The sequence below is a fragment of the Streptomyces harbinensis genome (assembly GCF_900116145.1).
GTDB classification, from domain to species: Bacteria; Actinomycetota; Actinomycetes; order Streptomycetales; family Streptomycetaceae; genus Streptomyces; species Streptomyces carpaticus.
On the sequence record NZ_FPAB01000004.1, the window covers coordinates 352,786 to 368,837 of the forward strand.

General features: G+C 72.9%; 16 protein-coding genes, 1 pseudogene and 1 riboswitch. Of the genes and pseudogenes, 8 read left to right on the plus strand and 9 right to left on the minus strand.

Annotation, left to right across the window (positions count from 1 at the left end):
- Positions 1 to 44 precede the first annotated feature (44 nt).
- Positions 45 to 1,418 (plus strand): serine hydrolase domain-containing protein, encoded by a 1,374-nt coding sequence (locus BM385_RS13045; RefSeq protein ID WP_175542974.1) that lies wholly within the window; start codon positions 45 to 47, stop codon positions 1,416 to 1,418.
- Positions 1,419 to 1,458: 40 nt separating this feature from the next.
- On the opposite strand, the gene BM385_RS13050 is transcribed toward BM385_RS13045, so the two are convergent.
- Positions 1,459 to 1,923 carry a GNAT family N-acetyltransferase gene (locus BM385_RS13050; protein WP_093843135.1) on the minus strand — a complete coding sequence of 155 codons (465 nt, stop codon included), beginning with the start codon at positions 1,921 to 1,923 and terminating at the stop codon, positions 1,459 to 1,461.
- A gap of 194 nt (positions 1,924 to 2,117) precedes the next feature.
- On the opposite strand from BM385_RS13050, the pseudogene BM385_RS13055 reads away from it, so the two are divergent.
- Both BM385_RS13055 and BM385_RS13060 read left to right on the plus strand, forming a co-directional pair.
- A pseudogene (locus tag BM385_RS13055) lies at positions 2,118 to 3,350 on the plus strand (globin domain-containing protein); the annotation flags it as partial.
- A 33-nt stretch (positions 3,351 to 3,383) separates the two neighbouring features.
- Complete coding sequence (locus tag BM385_RS13060) at positions 3,384 to 4,415, plus strand: pyridoxamine 5'-phosphate oxidase family protein (protein ID WP_093843136.1); 1,032 nt, start codon at positions 3,384 to 3,386, stop codon at positions 4,413 to 4,415.
- A gap of 6 nt (positions 4,416 to 4,421) precedes the next feature.
- Here BM385_RS13060 and BM385_RS13065 read toward each other — a convergent pair whose 3' ends face one another.
- From BM385_RS13065 to BM385_RS13080, 4 genes are read right to left on the minus strand one after another with little or no spacing between them, the layout of a single operon-like run.
- Positions 4,422 to 4,919, minus strand: coding sequence for an NUDIX domain-containing protein (locus BM385_RS13065; RefSeq protein WP_026047158.1), 498 nt, complete (start codon positions 4,917 to 4,919; stop codon positions 4,422 to 4,424).
- A gap of 59 nt (positions 4,920 to 4,978) precedes the next feature.
- Positions 4,979 to 6,124, minus strand: a complete 1,146-nt coding sequence (locus BM385_RS13070) for a cystathionine gamma-lyase (protein WP_093843137.1) — start codon at positions 6,122 to 6,124, stop codon at positions 4,979 to 4,981.
- The gene (locus BM385_RS13075) at positions 6,121 to 6,654 is read right to left on the minus strand and encodes a low molecular weight protein-tyrosine-phosphatase (protein WP_019432222.1); all 534 of its coding nucleotides are present in this window, start codon (positions 6,652 to 6,654) and stop codon (positions 6,121 to 6,123) included. Before BM385_RS13075 ends, BM385_RS13070 begins: the two co-directional genes overlap by 4 nt.
- A gap of 10 nt (positions 6,655 to 6,664) precedes the next feature.
- Positions 6,665 to 7,036, minus strand: a complete 372-nt coding sequence (locus BM385_RS13080) for a phage holin family protein (protein ID WP_019432223.1) — start codon at positions 7,034 to 7,036, stop codon at positions 6,665 to 6,667.
- A 51-nt stretch (positions 7,037 to 7,087) separates the two neighbouring features.
- Here BM385_RS13080 and BM385_RS13085 point away from each other — a divergent pair, with 51 nt between their 5' ends.
- Both BM385_RS13085 and BM385_RS13090 read left to right on the plus strand, forming a co-directional pair.
- On the plus strand, positions 7,088 to 7,405 hold the full coding sequence (locus BM385_RS13085) for a cupin domain-containing protein (protein ID WP_019432224.1): 318 nt from the start codon (positions 7,088 to 7,090) through the stop codon (positions 7,403 to 7,405).
- 149 nt (positions 7,406 to 7,554) lie between these two features.
- Complete coding sequence (locus BM385_RS13090; protein ID WP_019432225.1) at positions 7,555 to 7,767, plus strand: DUF5326 family protein; 213 nt, start codon at positions 7,555 to 7,557, stop codon at positions 7,765 to 7,767.
- Here BM385_RS13090 and BM385_RS13095 read toward each other — a convergent pair.
- Positions 7,733 to 8,989, minus strand: coding sequence for a YibE/F family protein (locus BM385_RS13095; RefSeq protein ID WP_093843138.1), 1,257 nt, complete (start codon positions 8,987 to 8,989; stop codon positions 7,733 to 7,735). The genes BM385_RS13090 and BM385_RS13095 overlap by 35 nt on opposite strands.
- Before the next feature lie 73 nt (positions 8,990 to 9,062).
- Positions 9,063 to 9,175: riboswitch (TPP riboswitch) on the plus strand.
- Between BM385_RS13095 and thiC the strand changes: the two genes are divergently transcribed.
- Positions 9,170 to 10,756: a phosphomethylpyrimidine synthase ThiC gene (gene thiC, locus BM385_RS13100; protein WP_019432227.1), complete on the plus strand. Its 1,587-nt coding sequence runs from the start codon at positions 9,170 to 9,172 to the stop codon at positions 10,754 to 10,756. (Overlaps the previous riboswitch by 6 nt.)
- 19 nt (positions 10,757 to 10,775) lie before the next feature.
- Here the strand turns inward: thiC and BM385_RS13105 are convergent, their stop codons facing one another.
- On the minus strand, positions 10,776 to 11,759 hold the full coding sequence (locus tag BM385_RS13105) for a BRO-N domain-containing protein (protein ID WP_019432228.1): 984 nt from the start codon (positions 11,757 to 11,759) through the stop codon (positions 10,776 to 10,778).
- A gap of 232 nt (positions 11,760 to 11,991) precedes the next feature.
- Between BM385_RS13105 and BM385_RS13110 the strand changes: the two genes are divergently transcribed.
- Together BM385_RS13110 and BM385_RS13115 are read left to right on the plus strand one after the other, a co-directional pair.
- Entirely contained in the window at positions 11,992 to 12,651 is a 660-nt protein-coding gene (locus tag BM385_RS13110; RefSeq protein ID WP_093843139.1) for a DUF2637 domain-containing protein, read from the plus strand.
- A gap of 131 nt (positions 12,652 to 12,782) precedes the next feature.
- Positions 12,783 to 13,583, plus strand: a complete 801-nt coding sequence (locus BM385_RS13115; RefSeq protein WP_019432230.1) for an SAM-dependent methyltransferase — start codon at positions 12,783 to 12,785, stop codon at positions 13,581 to 13,583.
- 15 nt (positions 13,584 to 13,598) lie between these two features.
- On the opposite strand, the gene BM385_RS13120 is transcribed toward BM385_RS13115, so the two are convergent.
- Together BM385_RS13120 and BM385_RS13125 are read right to left on the minus strand one after the other, a co-directional pair.
- A complete protein-coding gene (locus BM385_RS13120; RefSeq protein ID WP_093843140.1) occupies positions 13,599 to 14,366 on the minus strand; it encodes an SDR family NAD(P)-dependent oxidoreductase in 768 nt (255 codons plus the stop codon).
- A 17-nt stretch (positions 14,367 to 14,383) separates the two neighbouring features.
- The gene (locus tag BM385_RS13125; RefSeq protein ID WP_093843141.1) at positions 14,384 to 16,051 is read right to left on the minus strand and encodes a sensor histidine kinase; all 1,668 of its coding nucleotides are present in this window, start codon (positions 16,049 to 16,051) and stop codon (positions 14,384 to 14,386) included.
- Between the last annotated feature and the right edge of the window lies 1 nt (position 16,052).

Here is a 16,052-nt window from a genome sequence, read left to right on the forward strand (position 1 = left end):
CGTTTTCCCCTCCCCCGCCGTTCCCGCGATGGCAGGGTGGCGCCATGACCGACGATCAGTCCCTGCTGCCCGGTACCCACCGCGCCCTGTACCACCGCACCGCCACCGCCCAGGCCACCGGCCGGGCACCGGCCGTCGCCGCCGCCGTCGTCCGGGACGGCACCCTGGTGTGGACCGGCGCCCACGGCGCCTACCCGGCGGGCGAGGACCGGCAGTACCGCATCGGCTCGATCACCAAGACCTTCACCGCCGTGCTCGTCCTGCGGCTGCGCGACGCCGGACTGCTCGACCTCGGCGACCGGCTGGCCACCCACCTCCCCGGCACCCCGTACGGCGGCGACGCCACCATCGCCCAACTGCTCTCGCACTCCGCCGGCCTCGCCGCCGAGGCACGCGGCCCCTGGTGGGAGCGGACCGAGGGAACCCTGCGCCCGCAGCTCGCCGACCTCTTCGGCCCCGACGCGCAGAAACACCCGGCGGGCCGCGGCCACCACTACTCCAACCCCGGCTACGCCCTGCTCGGCGCGCTCGTCGAGCGGCTGCGCGGCGCGCCCTGGACGGAGGTCCTGGACACGGAGATCCTCCAGCCGCTGGGGATGACCCGAACCACCGCCCTGCCGCAGCCGCCGTACGCGCCCGGCTGGGCCGTCCACCCGCACGCCGACGTGCTCCAGCCGGAACCGCTCACCGACACCGGGCGGATGGCACCGGCCGGCCAGCTGTGGTCGACGCCCGGCGACCTGGCGGCCTTCGCCCGGTTCCTGCTCGCCGGGGACGACGCCGTCCTCGGTGCGGACACCCTCGCCGAGATGCGTACCCCCGCCGTCGCGCCGGCCGATCCGGGAGGGGAGGCCGGGTACGGGCTCGGCCTGCAGATCATCCGCAGCGGCGGCCGGGTGCTGACCGGGCACACCGGGTCGATGCCCGGCTTCACCGCCGCGCTGTGGACGAGCCCCGCCGACCGGCTGGCGGCCCTCGCCTTCGCCAACGCGACCTCCGGGGTACCCACCGGGGCGCTGGCCGCCGAGCTGCTGGCGGAGGTCGCCGACCGCGAGCCCACCGTGCCCGAGCCGTGGCGGCCGATGCCGGCCGCGGACGCCGAGCCGTGGCTGGTGGCGCTGACCGGCACCTGGTACTGGGGCACCGGCGCGTACACACTGCGGCTGCTCGCCGGCCGCACCCTCGTCCTCACCCCGGCCGGCGGCGCCGGGCGCGGCTCGCGCTTCCGTCCGGTGCCGGGCGACGAGCGGCGCTGGCGCGGCCTGGAGGGCTACTACGCGGGCGAGATCCTGCACGCCGTCCCCGACGGGCCGGCGCCCCATCTCGACCTGGGCACCTTCGTCTTCACCCGCATCCCCTACGACCCGGACGCCCCGACCCCCGGCGGCGGCGACCCGGCCGGCTGGACGGGACGGTGACCGGGCGGGCCCGCCCCGCAGGCCGCCGCGGGCCGTCCGGTCAGCCGTCCAGCATCATCTTGAAGCCGAGGTGGCTGGCCTCGAAGCCGAGCCGCTCGTAGAACCGGTGGGCGTCCACGCGCGTGGCGTCGGAGGTGAGCTGCACGACGGCACACCCCTGGCGCCGCGCCTCGGCCACCGCCCAGCCGATCATCTCGCCGCCCAGACCGGCCCCGCGCTGCGCCGCGTGCACCCGCACCGCCTCGATCAGAGCGCGCGACGCGCCCCGCCGGGACAGCCCGTGGATCACGGACAGTTGCAGGGTGCCCACCACGGTGTCCGGGTCCTCGGGACGCACGGCCACCATCAGGTGCTGGTGCGGATCGGCGGCGATCCGTTCGAAGGCCGCCAGGTACGGCTTCGGGTCGTCGGTGCTCTCCCGCGCCGCGCCCAGCGGGTCGTCGGCCAGCATCGCGACGATCTCCGGTATGTCCGCGCTCGTCGCGTATCTCATGGTGATGCTCATGCCATCGAGTCTAGAAAACGCGTGCGCACCGGCCATCGCGGCACAGGAAGGGGGTTGTGTCTCGTCCGGGTAACGGTAGGGTCGGTCTCGCCTGCTGGGCGACGGCCAGCCGCTCAGTGTATGAGGTTCGGGGGCTCTCTGGCCGGAATATCCGGCTGACCACCCGGCCCCGGTGCGCGCGCTGGCACGCTGACCCACCGGGAGTTGATCGAGGCGAGGCAGAGCACATGACCGCGATACCGGCCGACGACGGCACCGCTCGTACCGGGGTCCCGCAAGGGCGCCCGCCGTCACCCGATGCCGTGCTGATCCGGCGCACGCTGGCGGAGATGGAGCCGGTGGCCGACGAGGCCACCTCGTTCTTCTACGCGCTGCTGTTCGTGAACCACCCTTATCTGCGCGAGATGTTCCCCCCGGCCATGGACGCCCAGCGCGACCGGCTCTTCGGCGCGCTGCTCACCTCGGCGCGGCACATCGACGACACCGTCTCGCTCACCGAGTACCTGATGCAACTGGGGCGCGGCCACCGCAAGTACGGCACCCGCTCCACCCACTACCCGGCCGTCGGCGAGTGCCTGATGACCGCGCTGGAACGATTCGCCCCGCGCACCTGGGGCCCGGAGGCCGAGGCCGCGTGGGTGCGCGCGTACACCGCGATCTCCCAGATCATGATCGACGCCGCCGCCGACGACGAACTGCGCTCCCCCGCCTGGTGGCACGCGGAGATCGTCGGCCACGAGCCGCGCACCTCCGATGTCGCGGTGGTGACCGTCCGCCCCGACCAGCCCTACCCGTACCGCGCCGGCCAGTACGCCAGCATGGAGACGCCGTGGTGGCCGCGCGAGTGGCGGCAGTACTCCTTCGCCTGCTCGCCGCGCCCGGACGGGCTGCTGACCTTCCATGTGAAGGCGGTGCCGGCCGGCTGGGTCTCCCGGGCGCTGGTGCACCGCGCGCGGCTGGGGGACGTGGTGCGGCTCGGGCCGCCGGAGGGGGCGATGACCATCGACCACACCTCCGACAGCGGGCTGCTGTGCGTGGGCGGCTCCACCGGGATCGCGCCGATCAAGGCGCTGGTGGAGGATGTCGCCGAGCGCGGCAGGCGGCGCCGGATGGAGGTGTTCTTCGGCGCCAACCGGGACTCCGACCTGTACGACCTGGAGTCGTTCCTGGAACTGGAGCGCCGCTACGACTGGCTGTCGGTGCGTCCGGTCGTCGCGCAGTACGCGACCCGCGGCTTCGCGGGGCGGCTGCCGGAGGCGGTGCGGGAGTACGGGCCGTGGCCGGAGTTCGACGGCTATCTGTCCGGGCCGCCGCAGATGATCCGGCACAGCGTGGCGGCGCTGGTCTCGGCGGGGATCGAGGAACGCCGGATACGGCACGACTTCACGGGTACGTTGACCGCCGCGGGGCTGGCCTCGCACCAGTGAGTCACCGAGCACGGCACGACGCAAGGTCTGAGGATGAACAACGGGGATGACAGCGCCCGGCTGCCCGGCAGCGACGGCGAGCACGAGCTGCAGCGGCAGCTCGGCAGCGAGCACCGGGCCGACCGCTTCTACGAGGAGCAACTGCTCGACCACCTCAACGAGCGGATGCGGGAGTTCGTGGCCAGGGCGGAGATGTTCTTCCTGGCCACCGCCGACCGCAACGGGGAGTGCGACAGCAGTTTCCGGGCCGGGCCGCCCGGCTTCATCCACGTCCTGGACCACCGGTCGGTGGCCTACCCGGAGTACCGGGGCAACGGGGTGCACGCCTCGATGGGCAACATCACGGAGAACCCGCACGCCGGGATGCTTTTGATGGACTTCGACCGGGCGCGGATCGGGCTGCACATCAACGGCCGGGCCCACATCGTCCCGGACGCCGAACTGCGTGCCCTGCACCCGGAACTCCCGCGGGACACCGCCCCGGGGCGGCGCGCCGAGCTGTGGGTGCGGGTGGAGGTGGAGGAGGCGTACATCCACTGCGCCAAGCACATCCCGCATCTGGTGAAGGCGCCCAAGCGCACGGCACGGGCGTGGGGCAGCGACGACTACCGGCGCAAGGGCGGCGACTTCTTCGGTGCCGCCCGGCAGGCGCGCGAGGCACGCGGGGAGCCGGGGCCCAGGGGTACGGGCACGGGTACGGGTCCCGGTGCGGCCCCGGGTACGGCGCAGCCGCCGGCGCCGGTTCCGGTCCAGGCACCCCCGCCCCCGCCGCCTCCGCCGCCCGCCGCGCTGCCGCAGCCGGCCCCCGTACCGCCGCCCGCCGCCGTACCGCCACCGCCACCGGCCCCCGTACCGCTTCCCCCGCCCGAGCCGGCGCCCGCCCCGGTGGCCGCGCCCGGGCTGCCGCTGCCGCCGCCGTCCGTCCCGGTGCCCCCGCCCCGGGCGCACGACTGGCAGGAACAGGCCGAGCGGGCGCTGGCCGAGGCCGAGCGGCGCGGCCCGCACGAGCCGCCCCCGGACGCCGGCCGGGAGCACCCGCACGGTGCGGGCTGGTTTGGCCGGTGAGGGGGTTCAGCCGAGGTCGGGGGCGAGCAGCGCCCGCACCCCTGCGATGTTCCGGATCAGGTACCCGCGCAGGGTGAACGGGACGAGATCGACCGCGCCGAGCCCGTCCGGGGTGAACGGCAGCCGCACGATCTCGTACTCCCCGCGCGGCTCGGTCACCTCGGGCCCGTGCCGCAGCGCCGGGTCCATGGCGGTCAGCCGGCACACGAAGAAGTGCTGCACCTTGAGGCCGGGCGGCGTCCGCTCGCCCGGCTCGGGGACGTGCGGCACCGTGTCGACGAACGCCGGCACCGCGCCCGTGATCCGGGCGCCCAGTTCCTCGGACACCTCGCGGTGCAGGGCGTCCAGCACCGTGGTGTCGGACGGCTCGACGCCGCCGCCCGGGGTGATCCAGTACGGCGGCCGGCCCGGCTTGGTGCGCTTGATGACGATCAGTTCGGTGTCGTTCCCGGCCAGCAGGATGGCACGGGCGGTGCGCTTGACCACCGGTGGTGCGTCGGTCATGCGGGTACCCATCGCCCGAACCCCGCCGTACGAAACCTCGCCGGGCCCCGGACGGTGCGTCAGCCGGCCGCCGCGTCGAGGGCGCCGGTCAGATCGGCGATGAGGTCGGCGGCGTCCTCCACCCCCACCGACAGCCGGATGAAGCCCTCGGGTACGTCGTCGCCGCCCCAGCGGGCCCGGCGTTCGGCGGTGGAGCGCACCCCGCCGAAGCTGGTGGCGTTGTCGACGATGCGCAGCGCGGCCAGAAAGCGTTCGGCGGTGTCGCGGTCGGCGAGGGTGAAGGAGACCACGCAGCCGTACCGCCGCATCTGGCGGGCGGCGAGGGCGTGCGCCGGGTCGTCGGGCAGCCCGGGGTGGCGCAGCCCGGTGACCTCGGGCCGCTCGCGCAGCGCGGTGGCGACGGCGAGCGCGTTGCTCGCCTGCCGGTCCACCCGCAGCTGGAGGGTGGCCAGGGAGCGGTGGGCCAGCCAGGTCTCCATGGGGCCGGGGATGGCGCCGATGGCGGCCCGCCAGCCGCGCAGCGCCTCGGCCGCGGCGGCGTCGCGGGTGACGACGTAGCCGAGCAGCAGATCGCCGTGGCCGCTGAGGCCCTTGGTGCCGCTGGCCATGGAGAAGTCGGCGCCCAGGTCGAGCGGGCGCTGGCCGAGCGGGGTGGCGAGGGTGTTGTCGACGGCGAGCAGCGCGCCGCGGGCGTGCGCGGCCTCGGCCAGGGCGGCCAGGTCGCACACGTCCAGGCCGGGGTTGGAGGGGGATTCGGTCCACATCAGCCGGGCCCCGTCCAGCGCCGCGTACTGCCGCGGCCCGCCGGTGGGCACGGTGGTGACGCGGACGCCGAACGCCTCCAGGCGCGGGATGAGCCCCGAGGTGCCGTGGTAGCCGTCGGTGGGCAGGACGGCGGTGTCGCCCGCGCGCAGCTGGGTGAACAGCACGGCGGAGGTGGCGGCCATCCCGGAGGCGAAGACGACGGCGTGCGCCTCGCGGCCGGGGGATTCGAGGCCGGCCAGGGCGGTTTCCAGCGCGGTCCAGGTGGGGTTGGCGTTGCGGCCGTAGCCGTAGGTGGCCTCGGCCGGGTCGCCGGGGAGGTGGTAGTGGGCGGCGAAGACCGGTCCCGGCAGCGCGGGCCGGCCGGGACGCGGGGCGGGGAGCCCCGCGTGGACGGCGCGGGTGCCGTCGCCGGGCTCGGCGGGGGGCGGGAGGTGGCTCATGCGAGGTGCTGCTTTCCGTGGTGTGCGGTGGCGGCGTCGGTGCCGGTGGCCGTGCCGATCGCCGTGCCGACCTCGGTCAGCAGGTGGGGCAGGGCGGCTTCGATCAGTTCGCGGCAGGCGGTGAAGCCTTCCGGGCCGCCGTAGTAAGGATCGGGTACGTCCGTGCCGTCGGGGCACAGCAGCCGGATCCGCGCCGCGTCGGCCGGGGTGGGCGCCAGGCGGCGCAGTGCCGCCAGGTGCCCCCGGTCCAGCGCGACGATCAGGTCGTGCGCGGTGAGATCGGCGGCGGTGAAGCCCCGCGCGACATGCCGCTCCCCGCCCGGGTAGCCGGCGGCGGCCAGCTCGCGCACGGTGCGGGGATCGGCGCCCTCGCCCTCGTGCCAGCTGTCGGTCCCGGCACTGGAGACGGTGACGAGCCCGTCACCGAGCCCGTACCCGGGCAGCAGCTCCCGGCAGATGATCTCGGCCATCGGCGAGCGGCAGATGTTGCCCGTGCAGACGAAGCAGAGGCGGTACGCGCGGGGGGTCATGGCCGGTTCCTCAGTCCCGGTCGAGGATCAGATTGACGGCCCAGGAGACGATGGAGATGATCAGACCGCCGAGGACGGCCGAGCCGAAGCCGTTGACCTCGAAGGAGTCGCCGGCGATCCAGCCGGTCAGCATCAGCATCAGCGCGTTGATCACCAGGGTGAACAGGCCCAGGGTGAGCACCAGGAGCGGAAAGGCCAGGAACTTCACGATCGGCTTGACGATGAGGTTGACCAGGCCGAAGATCAGCGCGACGAGGATCAGGGTGAGGGTCTTGCCGCCGGTGCCGGCGTCGTCGTCACCGAGGGTGATGCCGCTGACCAGCCAGACCGCCGCCAGCAGCGCCACGGCGTTGGCGATGAACTTGAACAGGATGCTCTTCATGGTGGAGATCGTTGCAGACCGGACCGCGGGCCGGGCAAGGGGTGCGAGGCGATGAAGCAGTTTCGGCTGGATCAGCTCGAAGCCGAGCGGATGGCTCACAACGGTGCCTACCTGCGGTTTCTCCGTGAGCGCCATATGTCGGCGGGGCTGTACGCGCTCAATGTCGGTGATGCCGACACGCAGCAGCCGCAGCGTCAGGACGTGCTGTACTTCGTGGCCAGCGGCCATGCCGAGGTGACGGTGGGTACGGAGAGCACACGGGTGGCGCGCGGCAGCATCGTCTACGTACCGGCGCACACCCCGTGCAGGTTCCACCACATCACGGAGGATCTGCGGGTGATGGTGATCTTTTCTCCGCCCGAGGGCTGAGAAGCGGGGGCGCGGGCATCAGGGTCCCGTCAGGGGCCGGTCAGGGGAGGACCGGGGACCGAGGCCCTCCCGCCCGCCCACGGGCCCGCTTAGCATCGGAACAACGGTGCCAGGGGGATGTCGGACTGCGGATTGAGGAGCCGTGCGTCATGAGAGAACTGTTCAGGTCACTGCCGTGGTGGGTGCGCTGGGTCGCCATCCCCGCCATCGTGCTGGTGGTCTTCGGCGGGCTGATCACCTCCGTGCTCACCTGGGTGATGAGTCTGATGTTCAAGATTCTGGTGTGCGCCGCGCTGATCGCGCTGCTGATCTTCCTGGTGCGGAAGTTCACCGCTTCCTCCTCCTCCGGCGGCGGCTGGTAGCGCCGGTGCCGCCCGGCCCGGCGCCCGGTGGCCGGTCGGCGCTGACGACCAGCGCCGCGAGCACGGTGGTGACCGGGACCGAGGCGACCAGTCCGATCGAGCCCACCAGGGTGCGGACGATCTCCTCCGACACCAGCTCGCTGAACGCGACGGTGCCCACCGAGGCCTGGGCCACGGTGAACAGGAGCAGCAGGGGCAGCGCGGCCCCCGCGTAGGCCAGGACGAGGGTGTTGACCACCGAGGCGATGTGGTCGCGGCCGATGCGCATGCCGGCCCGGTAGAGCTTGAGCCACCCGGCGTCCGGCTCGGCGGCCTTCAGCTCCCAGACGGCCGAGGTCTGGGTGACGGTGACGTCGTCCAGGACGCCGAGCGAGCCGATGAGGATGCCGGCCAGCAGGACGCCGCGGATCTCGATGCCGGGGTAGAGGCTGTGGATCAGGCCCGTCTGGTCGTCGGTGTTGCCGGACAGATGGGCCCAGGCGGTGAAGAGCGAGCCGAGCACCCCGATCAGGACGAGCGAGATGAGGGTGCCGAGCACCGCGACCGAGGTGCGGGCGTTGACGCCGTGACACAGGTACAGCGTCACCAGCATGATGGCGCTGCCGCCGATCACCGCCACCAGCAGCGGGTTCGAGCCGTGCAGGATCGCGGGCAGGATGAACAGCGTCAGCACCGCGAAGCTGACCACCAGGCCGATGAGCGCGAGCAGTCCGCGCAGCCGGCCCACCAGGACCACCGCCAGGGCGAAGACGGCGGCCAGCAGCAGGATCGGGAACTGCCGGTCCACGTCGGTGACGCTGTACTGGAGTTCCTCGGGCGCGTTGGGCGCGTACGCCACGATGACCTTCTGGCCCGTGTGGAACTTCTGGGTGGCGTCCGGCGGCACCACCTCGTGGAACGTACGGCCAACGTGCGGGCCGCTGGTCACCTCGACGGTCGCCTGCTCGCAGGTGTCGTCCACGCCGCGCGGCACCTGTACCCCGATGTCGGCGCAGTTCATCTCCTCGATCGCGATGACCTTCGCGTCCTCGAACTGCTGGTCGTAGCCGACGCCGGTGTGCTCGTCGCCCGCGGTGGGCGCGCCGCCGGGCCACAACAGCAGCAGCCCGGCGGCCACGGCGGCGGCGAACGGGATCAGAACGGCCGCTATGACCCGGCGCAGATGCGCCGAGACGGGCGGCGGCGGGCCGTGGCTGTGCGTGTGGTGGTGGGTGTCTGTCACCCGCCGATCATCGCAAGAGAATCCCGGGCGGTCTGTTCAGCGGGGCCGGGAACCGGTTAGCGTGGTGGCGCTGAAGTGACATCGCGGGAGCTCCGAGCACGGGGCTGAGAGGGCGCTGAGCGGCTGCGCCGACCGCCGAACCTGGTACCGGGTAATGCCGGCGTAGGGAGTTGGGTCGTCATGACCAAGCAGGACACACGTGTGCTCGGCTCGCACAAGGGCTATCTCAGCGGATCGCGCCCCGACTTGCGGGTGCCGGTGCGCCGGGTGCATCTGACCGACGGACGCGACGTGACGCTGTACGACACCTCGGGTCCGTACACCGATCCGGAGGTCACCACCGACGTACGGCGCGGGCTGCCGCCACTGCGCGCCCCGTGGCTGGCGGAGCGGGCGGCGCGCCGGCGCTCCGGCGACGGGCTGACGCAACTCGCGTACGCCCGGCGCGGGGAGATCACCGAGGAGATGGAGTACGTCGCGCTCCGGGAGGACCGCAGCCCGGAGTTCGTGCGCGCGGAGATCGCGGCGGGGCGGGCGGTGCTGCCCGCCAATGTGCGCCACCCGGAGGCCGAGCCGATGATCATCGGCAAGAACTTCCTGGTGAAGGTGAACGCCAACATCGGCAACTCCGCCGTCACCTCCTCCATCGAGGAGGAGGTGGAGAAGATGCGCTGGGCCACGCGGTGGGGCGCCGACACCATCATGGATCTGTCGACGGGCAAGGACATCCACACGACGCGGGAGTGGGTGCTGCGGAACTCGCCGGTGCCGGTCGGCACGGTGCCGCTGTACCAGGCGCTGGAGAAGGTCGGCGGCCGGGCGGAGGAGCTGAGCTGGGAGGTCTTCCGCGACACGGTGATCGAACAGGCCGAGCAGGGCGTGGACTACATGACCGTGCACGCCGGGGTGCTGCTGCGGTACGTCCCGCTGACCGCGGGGCGGACCACGGGGATCGTCTCGCGCGGCGGCTCGATCATGGCGGCGTGGTGCCTGGCGCACCACGAGGAGAGCTTTCTGTACACCCACTTCGAGGAACTGTGCACGATCCTGCGGGAGTACGACATCACCTTCTCGCTGGGGGACGGGCTGCGGCCCGGGTCGATCGCGGACGCGAACGACGAGGCGCAGTTCGCCGAGCTGCGGACGCTGGGTGAGCTGAACCGGATCGCCAAGGCGCACGACGTGCAGACGATGATCGAGGGCCCGGGCCATGTCCCGATGCACAAGATCAAGGAGAACGTCGACCTCCAGCAGGAGATCTGCGAGGAGGCGCCGTTCTACACGCTCGGGCCGCTGACGACGGACATCGCGCCCGGGTACGACCACATCACCTCGGCGATCGGCGCGGCCATGATCGGGTGGTGGGGCACGGCGATGCTCTGTTACGTCACGCCCAAGGAGCATCTGGGGCTGCCGGACCGCGACGACGTCAAGACCGGGGTGATCACGTACCGGATCGCGGCGCACGCGGCGGATCTGGCGAAGGGCCACCCGGGGGCCCAGCGGTGGGACGACGCGCTGTCCGAGGCGCGGTTCGACTTCCGCTGGGAGGACCAGTTCAACCTGTCGCTCGACCCGGACACGGCACGGGCCTTCCACGACGAGACCCTGCCGGCCGAGCCCGCGAAGACGGCGCACTTCTGCTCGATGTGCGGGCCGAAGTTCTGCTCGATGCGGATCAGCCGGGACATCAGGGAGCGGATGGCGGAGAAATCGGCCGAGTTCGCGGCGGGCGGCAACCGGGTGTATCTGCCGGTCACCGACTGACCGGACCCGGACGCCCGGCTCAGTACAGGGCGTACACCGGGTGCTCGCGCAGCACGCCGATCTGGCGGACGCAGTGCCGTTTGACCAGGAAACGCAGGCTGTCGTGCACGCGGGCCGCGGTGAGGCCGGTGCGGGCGGCGATGTCGCCGGCGGAGCAGACCACCTGCCCGTCGGCGACGAGCGCGGGCGCGAGCAGTACGGCGACGGCCCACACGTCGTCGGTGATGGTGAGCCGGGCCCGCCAGCCGGCCAGCAACTCCTCGGCGGCGCCCCGGCCCCGCGATCGGGGCGCCGCCCGCTGCCGGGGCACCCGCGGCCCCGGCGGCGGGCCCGGCACGGCGGCGGGACCGGGACCGAGCCGGTCCCGGATCCCGTCGAGCACGTCGGCGACGGACCGCAGGGCGTCGGCCATCTCCCGCCGGGAGGCGTTGGCCTCGCGCTGGAGGGCGGCGAGGGCCTCGTCACTGCGCAGGGCGCGTTCTTCGAGACGCACGATGGCATCGGCGATCTGCGGCGGCATGGCGTAGGCGACGGGCGTGCCGGGGGCGGCGGCCGTGCCCGGGGCATCGGGGAGGGCGGGCTGGACCTCGGCGGTGGGGAGGCGGTAGGAGCCTTCGCGCTGAACGCTGGTGACCACATTGACGATCCAGGCCTTGAAGGGCCGGGTACTCGGTTTGGTCGCTCCTCCCACCAGCATGAGGAGGCCGGCCAGGTTCACCATCCACATGGACTTCTTGAGGCCGTGACCTGCGGGAACATCCAATGTATAAGTTTTGGTTAGACATGAGAGCTTGGCCTGGGCCTCGGCCGGAACATGGTCCGAGAGGGTCTTGGCCGGGTTGGTGTACCCCAGGCCCTTGAGCACATCGGTCACCGGGAACCAGTGCTCGCCGTCCGGGGTGCTGAGGCGGCGGATGCGGGTGCCGGTGGCCGCGTACACGAAATCGCTGATGTCGATGGCGTCGCGGTGCGAGGCCCGCGAGTGGGGCTGCTGTTCCTTCATGTTTGTACGGTAAGCAGGCGTTTGCTGCGGCTTACCACGAACGGGCCATACATCACCCCTGAGTGGGACGCGCGCATCCCGATGTCCCAGGTCAGCGGCGGGCATTGATCGTTTCATTAATCAATAAACTGGACATTCACTCCAATGCCACGCATCGAGGTCACACAGAGGTCGTTGGCGGAGTATGAGCGCACAGAATCCCTCGCCTTTTCCGGAATCCCCTTACAGGTCGGTGCTTTACGAGGCGGACGACACCCAGCAGCTGCTCCAGAACCGGGACGGGAACTGGCAGTTCGACGGCGATCTCGCCCAGCTCCTGCAGACCGCCGCCCCGCAGGCCGGCCATCAGCCGCCGGCGCACAGCGGTCCGGCGCACGCGGCGCCCGCGCCCGATCCGTCGGACCCCAGCGCCCGGCACCGGCGCCCCCGGCGGCGGATCACGCTGCCCAGCCGGCCGGGGCCCGTGCAGTGGCTGCGCTGGGGCAGTCTGCTGATCGCCGCCGCGCTCACCCTCATCGCGGCCATGCTCAGCGTGCTGGGCGGCGTCATCTCCTACCAGCCGCTGCGCGACATGGTCTCCCCGAGCGCGGCCGGCGGGCTCACCGGCTGGTGGCCGGTGCTGATCTACGGGCCGTGGCTGGTCGCCTCGCTCTCCATCGTGCGCGCCGCCCTCCACCAGCGCCGCGCCGCCCACTCCTGGGCCGTGGTGATCTTCTTCTCCGGTCTCGCCGTCTACCTCTGCGTCGAGCAGGCCCCCAAGACCGTCACCGATCTGGCCGTGGCCGGTCTGCCGCCCATCTCCGCGCTTGTCGCCTTCCACCAGCTGGTGCGGCAGATCACCCTGATCAACCCGCCCCGGCACGCCATTCCGCAGCCGCGCGGCGCCCGTTGATCCGGTGAGCGGGTACGTCCGCCCCTGCCGTCGCCGGCGGGTGCCGGGCGGCGTCCCGACCCCTCCCGGCCGCTCCTGGCCGGAGTTAAGCTGACGGCCATTCATCACGCCGTCCGCGGAGGGATACTGAGATGAGCGACGACGCCATCCCGGGGATCGATCTGAGCAGGCCCAGCATCGCGCGGACCTACGACTACCTCATCGGCGGCAAGGACAATTACGCCGTCGACCGGGAATTCGGCGACGAGTTCATCGTAAAACTGCCCGGCGCCGTGCAGATCGCCATCGACAACCGGCACGCGCTGGTGCGCGCCATCGGGGACATCGCCGCCCACACGGACATCCGGCAGTTCATCGACTTCGGCAGCGGGCTGCCCACCGCCGACAATGTGCACCAGGTCGCCGAGCGGCACACCTCCGAGGCGCGCGTCGTCTACATCGACAACGACCCCATCGTCCTCGCCCACGGCCGCGCCCTGCTCGCCGAGAACGCGCAGACCACGGTGGTCCAGGCCGACATCCGCGACCCGCGTGCCATAAGAGAGAACCCCGAACTCCTGCGGCTCATCGACTTCGGCCGGCCCGTCGGCGTCATCCTCTCCGCGGTGCTGCACCACCTCAACGACGACGAGGATCCCTACGGGGTGATGCGGTACTGGCGCGAGGCCGTGCCGTCCGGCAGCTACTTCTTCATCAGCCACTTCCGCAGCCGCCGCGACCCGGAGTCCGCGAAGCTGGAAGGGCTGCTCCAGGGTTCGCTGGGCCGGGGCCGCTGGCGTACCGACGAGGAGATAGCCGCGCTGTTCGACGGGCTCGACATCCTGGAGCCGGGGATCAAGCCCGCCGCCGAGTGGCGGCCCCGGCTGGAGCACCGCTCCGGACTCACCATCTGGCAGCAGCTCCTGGTGGCCGGGCTCGCCGTCAAGCCGTAGCCGGCCGGGGCGGCCTCAGCGGCCCCGCTCCGCACCGCCGTTCACCTGGACGGTCTGGGCGGTGATGTGGCCGGCCGCGTGCGAGGCCAGCCAGTGCAGGGTCTGGGCCACGTCGCCGGGCTCGCCGGCCCGGCCGTTCATGGTCTCCGACACCCGGGCTCGCAGCCGCTCCTGCGGCATGCCGTCCGGGCCGAAGAACTCGGTGTCGGCGATGAGCCCCGGCGCGACCACGTTCACCGTGATGCCGCGCGGGCCGAGCTGCCGGGCCAGGTCGAAGGCGTGCGGGTGCAGCGCCGCCTTGCCCGAGCCGTAGGAGCCCCGGCCCGAGCCCCGGTACGCGGCGATGGAGGACACGAACAGCACCCGGCCGCCCGGGGAGGCCAGCCGCTCGCGCAGGGCCTCGGTCAGCAGCACGGCGCTCAGCGTGTTGAGCCGGAACGCCGTCTCCCACTCCGCGGCCACCGCCGCCAGCCGCTCCGCCGGTTCCGCCCCGGTGGGTTCCCCGCCGCCGGCGAGGCCGCCGGCGTTGTTGATCAGCACGTCCACCGTGCCGAACCGCTCCCCGATCTCGGCCGCCGCCCGGGCCACCTGCGCCGGATCCGTCAGATCGGCGGGTACGGCCACGGCGCCGCCGCCGATCCGTTCCGCCGCCCGCTCCAGCACCTCCGCGCGCCGCCCGATCAGTACGGGGGTGTCGCCTCCGCGGGCGAAGGCGTCGGCCGTCGCGAGGCCGATGCCGGTGCCGCCGCCGCTGATGACCACGGTCCGTTTAGCTGATGTCATGGCCGGACGCTATCGGGTCACAGGGGCACGTGCCAGATCATTTTGAGGCCCGAACCGCCGAGCCCGGGGCCGAGTTCGCTGTATCCGCCCAGCTCGGCGGCCCGGTCGGCGAGGTTGCGCAGTCCGCTGCGGCGGCCGGCGCCCTCCTCCGGCAGGCCCACCCCGTCGTCCGCGACCGTCAGCCGGACCGCTTCCCGTCCGTCCGGCAGCGCGGCGGTGGCGTCCACCGTCACCTCCACCCGCCCGGCCCGGGCGTGCCGGGCCGCGTTGGACAGTGCCTCGCGCAGCGCGGCGACGAGATTGCGGGCCACGCCCTCCGCCACCCGGGTGTCGACCGGGCCGGTGAAGGACACCGAGGGGGCGAAGCCGAGGCTCTGCGCGGCGGTGCCGGTCTCGCGCAGCACGCGGGTGCGCAGCCCGGCCTGGGCCTCGTCCGGCTGTTGCTGGAGGGCGAAGACGGTGGTGCGGATCTCCTGGATGGTCGCGTCGAGTTCGGTGACGGCTTTGCCGATCCGGTCGGCGACGCCGTTGCCGTTGCTCCTGCCGTTACGGTCCCGGTCGCCGTCCCTGCCGGTGCCGGTCGCCTCCGGCAGGGCCCGGCGGGCGCCCTCCAGCAGCATGCCGACCGCGAACAGCCGCTGGATGACGAGATCGTGCAGGTCGCGCCCGATCCGGTCGCGGTCCTCGTACACGGCGAGCGATTCCCGGTCGGCGCGGGCCTGGGCGAGCACCAGGGCGAGCGCCGCCTGCTGGGCGAACTGGGTGGCCATGGCCCGCTCGGGTACGGAGTACGGGTCGCCGCCGGGGGCGCGGGGCAGGCCGAGGGCGCCGAGGGTCCGGTCGCCGCTGGTGAGCGGGAGCAGCATGCAGGGGCCGAAGTGTTCGGCGAAGCGGCGGGTGGTGAGCCGGGGGTCGGTGGCGGTGTCCTCGATGAAGACGGGTTCGCCGGACAGCAACTGGCGCACGGTGTCGGCGTCGGCGGGCAGGGCGGTGCCGATCAGGGGCGGGCCGCCGGGGGTGATGCTGGCGGCGACGACCTCCAGGTTGTCGGCGTCGCCGGTGGGCACCAGGACCAGCCCGGCGTCCGCGTCGGCGAGCCGTCTGGCCTGTTCGGCGACGACGGCGAGCGCGTTGTCGACGTCCTCGGCCAGCAGGGAGGCGGACAGTTCGACGCTGCCGTCCATCCAGCGGGCCTGCTGGCGTACCGCCTCGTACAGCCGGGCGTTGCCGATCGCGATGCCCGCCTCGGTCGCGAGGATGTCCAGCATCCGCCGGTCCTCGTCGGTGAACGGGTGCCCGTCGTGCGTCTCGGCCAGGTAGAGGCCGCCGAAGCCGGCGCCGTGCACCCGGATGGGGACCGCCAGCACGCCGCCGGGTTCCCGGGTGGGGCGGGGGCGTCCGCCGTGCTCCAGGAGTTCGGCCAGGAGCGGGGCGCGGCCGAGGGTGCCCGGGTCGGTGCCGTGTGCGGCGAATTCGCCGATCCGCTCGCCGTCGTCCGACAGGACGGCCAGCGCGGCGTAGCGGGCTCCGGCCAGGTCGGCGGCCGTGGTGACGATCCGGTCCAGCAGGGTGGGCAGCTCGGTGCCGGCGCCGAGGGAGCTCATGGCGTCGAGCAGCCGGGGCATCCGGCGGGCCAGCTCGGGGCTGAGCGGCGGGGGTGGCCCGGCCGGGGCCTGCGGTGTCATA

Excerpts from the sequence above, each read along its gene's own strand:
- BM385_RS13045 (WP_175542974.1), top strand. The coding sequence starts at position 45 with ATGACCGACGATCAGTCCCTGCTGCCCGGTACCCACCGCGCCCTGTAC.
- BM385_RS13050 (WP_093843135.1), bottom strand. The coding sequence starts at position 1,923 with ATGAGCATCACCATGAGATACGCGACGAGCGCGGACATACCGGAGATC.
- BM385_RS13060 (WP_093843136.1), top strand. The coding sequence starts at position 3,384 with ATGAACAACGGGGATGACAGCGCCCGGCTGCCCGGCAGCGACGGCGAG.
- BM385_RS13065 (WP_026047158.1), bottom strand. The coding sequence starts at position 4,919 with ATGACCGACGCACCACCGGTGGTCAAGCGCACCGCCCGTGCCATCCTG.
- BM385_RS13070 (WP_093843137.1), bottom strand. The coding sequence starts at position 6,124 with ATGAGCCACCTCCCGCCCCCCGCCGAGCCCGGCGACGGCACCCGCGCC.
- BM385_RS13075 (WP_019432222.1), bottom strand. The coding sequence starts at position 6,654 with ATGACCCCCCGCGCGTACCGCCTCTGCTTCGTCTGCACGGGCAACATC.
- BM385_RS13080 (WP_019432223.1), bottom strand. The coding sequence starts at position 7,036 with ATGAAGAGCATCCTGTTCAAGTTCATCGCCAACGCCGTGGCGCTGCTG.
- BM385_RS13085 (WP_019432224.1), top strand. The coding sequence starts at position 7,088 with ATGAAGCAGTTTCGGCTGGATCAGCTCGAAGCCGAGCGGATGGCTCAC.
- BM385_RS13090 (WP_019432225.1), top strand. The coding sequence starts at position 7,555 with ATGAGAGAACTGTTCAGGTCACTGCCGTGGTGGGTGCGCTGGGTCGCC.
- thiC (WP_019432227.1), top strand. The coding sequence starts at position 9,170 with ATGACCAAGCAGGACACACGTGTGCTCGGCTCGCACAAGGGCTATCTC.
- BM385_RS13105 (WP_019432228.1), bottom strand. The coding sequence starts at position 11,759 with ATGAAGGAACAGCAGCCCCACTCGCGGGCCTCGCACCGCGACGCCATC.
- BM385_RS13115 (WP_019432230.1), top strand. The coding sequence starts at position 12,783 with ATGAGCGACGACGCCATCCCGGGGATCGATCTGAGCAGGCCCAGCATC.
- BM385_RS13120 (WP_093843140.1), bottom strand. The coding sequence starts at position 14,366 with ATGACATCAGCTAAACGGACCGTGGTCATCAGCGGCGGCGGCACCGGC.
- BM385_RS13125 (WP_093843141.1), bottom strand. The coding sequence starts at position 16,051 with ATGACACCGCAGGCCCCGGCCGGGCCACCCCCGCCGCTCAGCCCCGAG.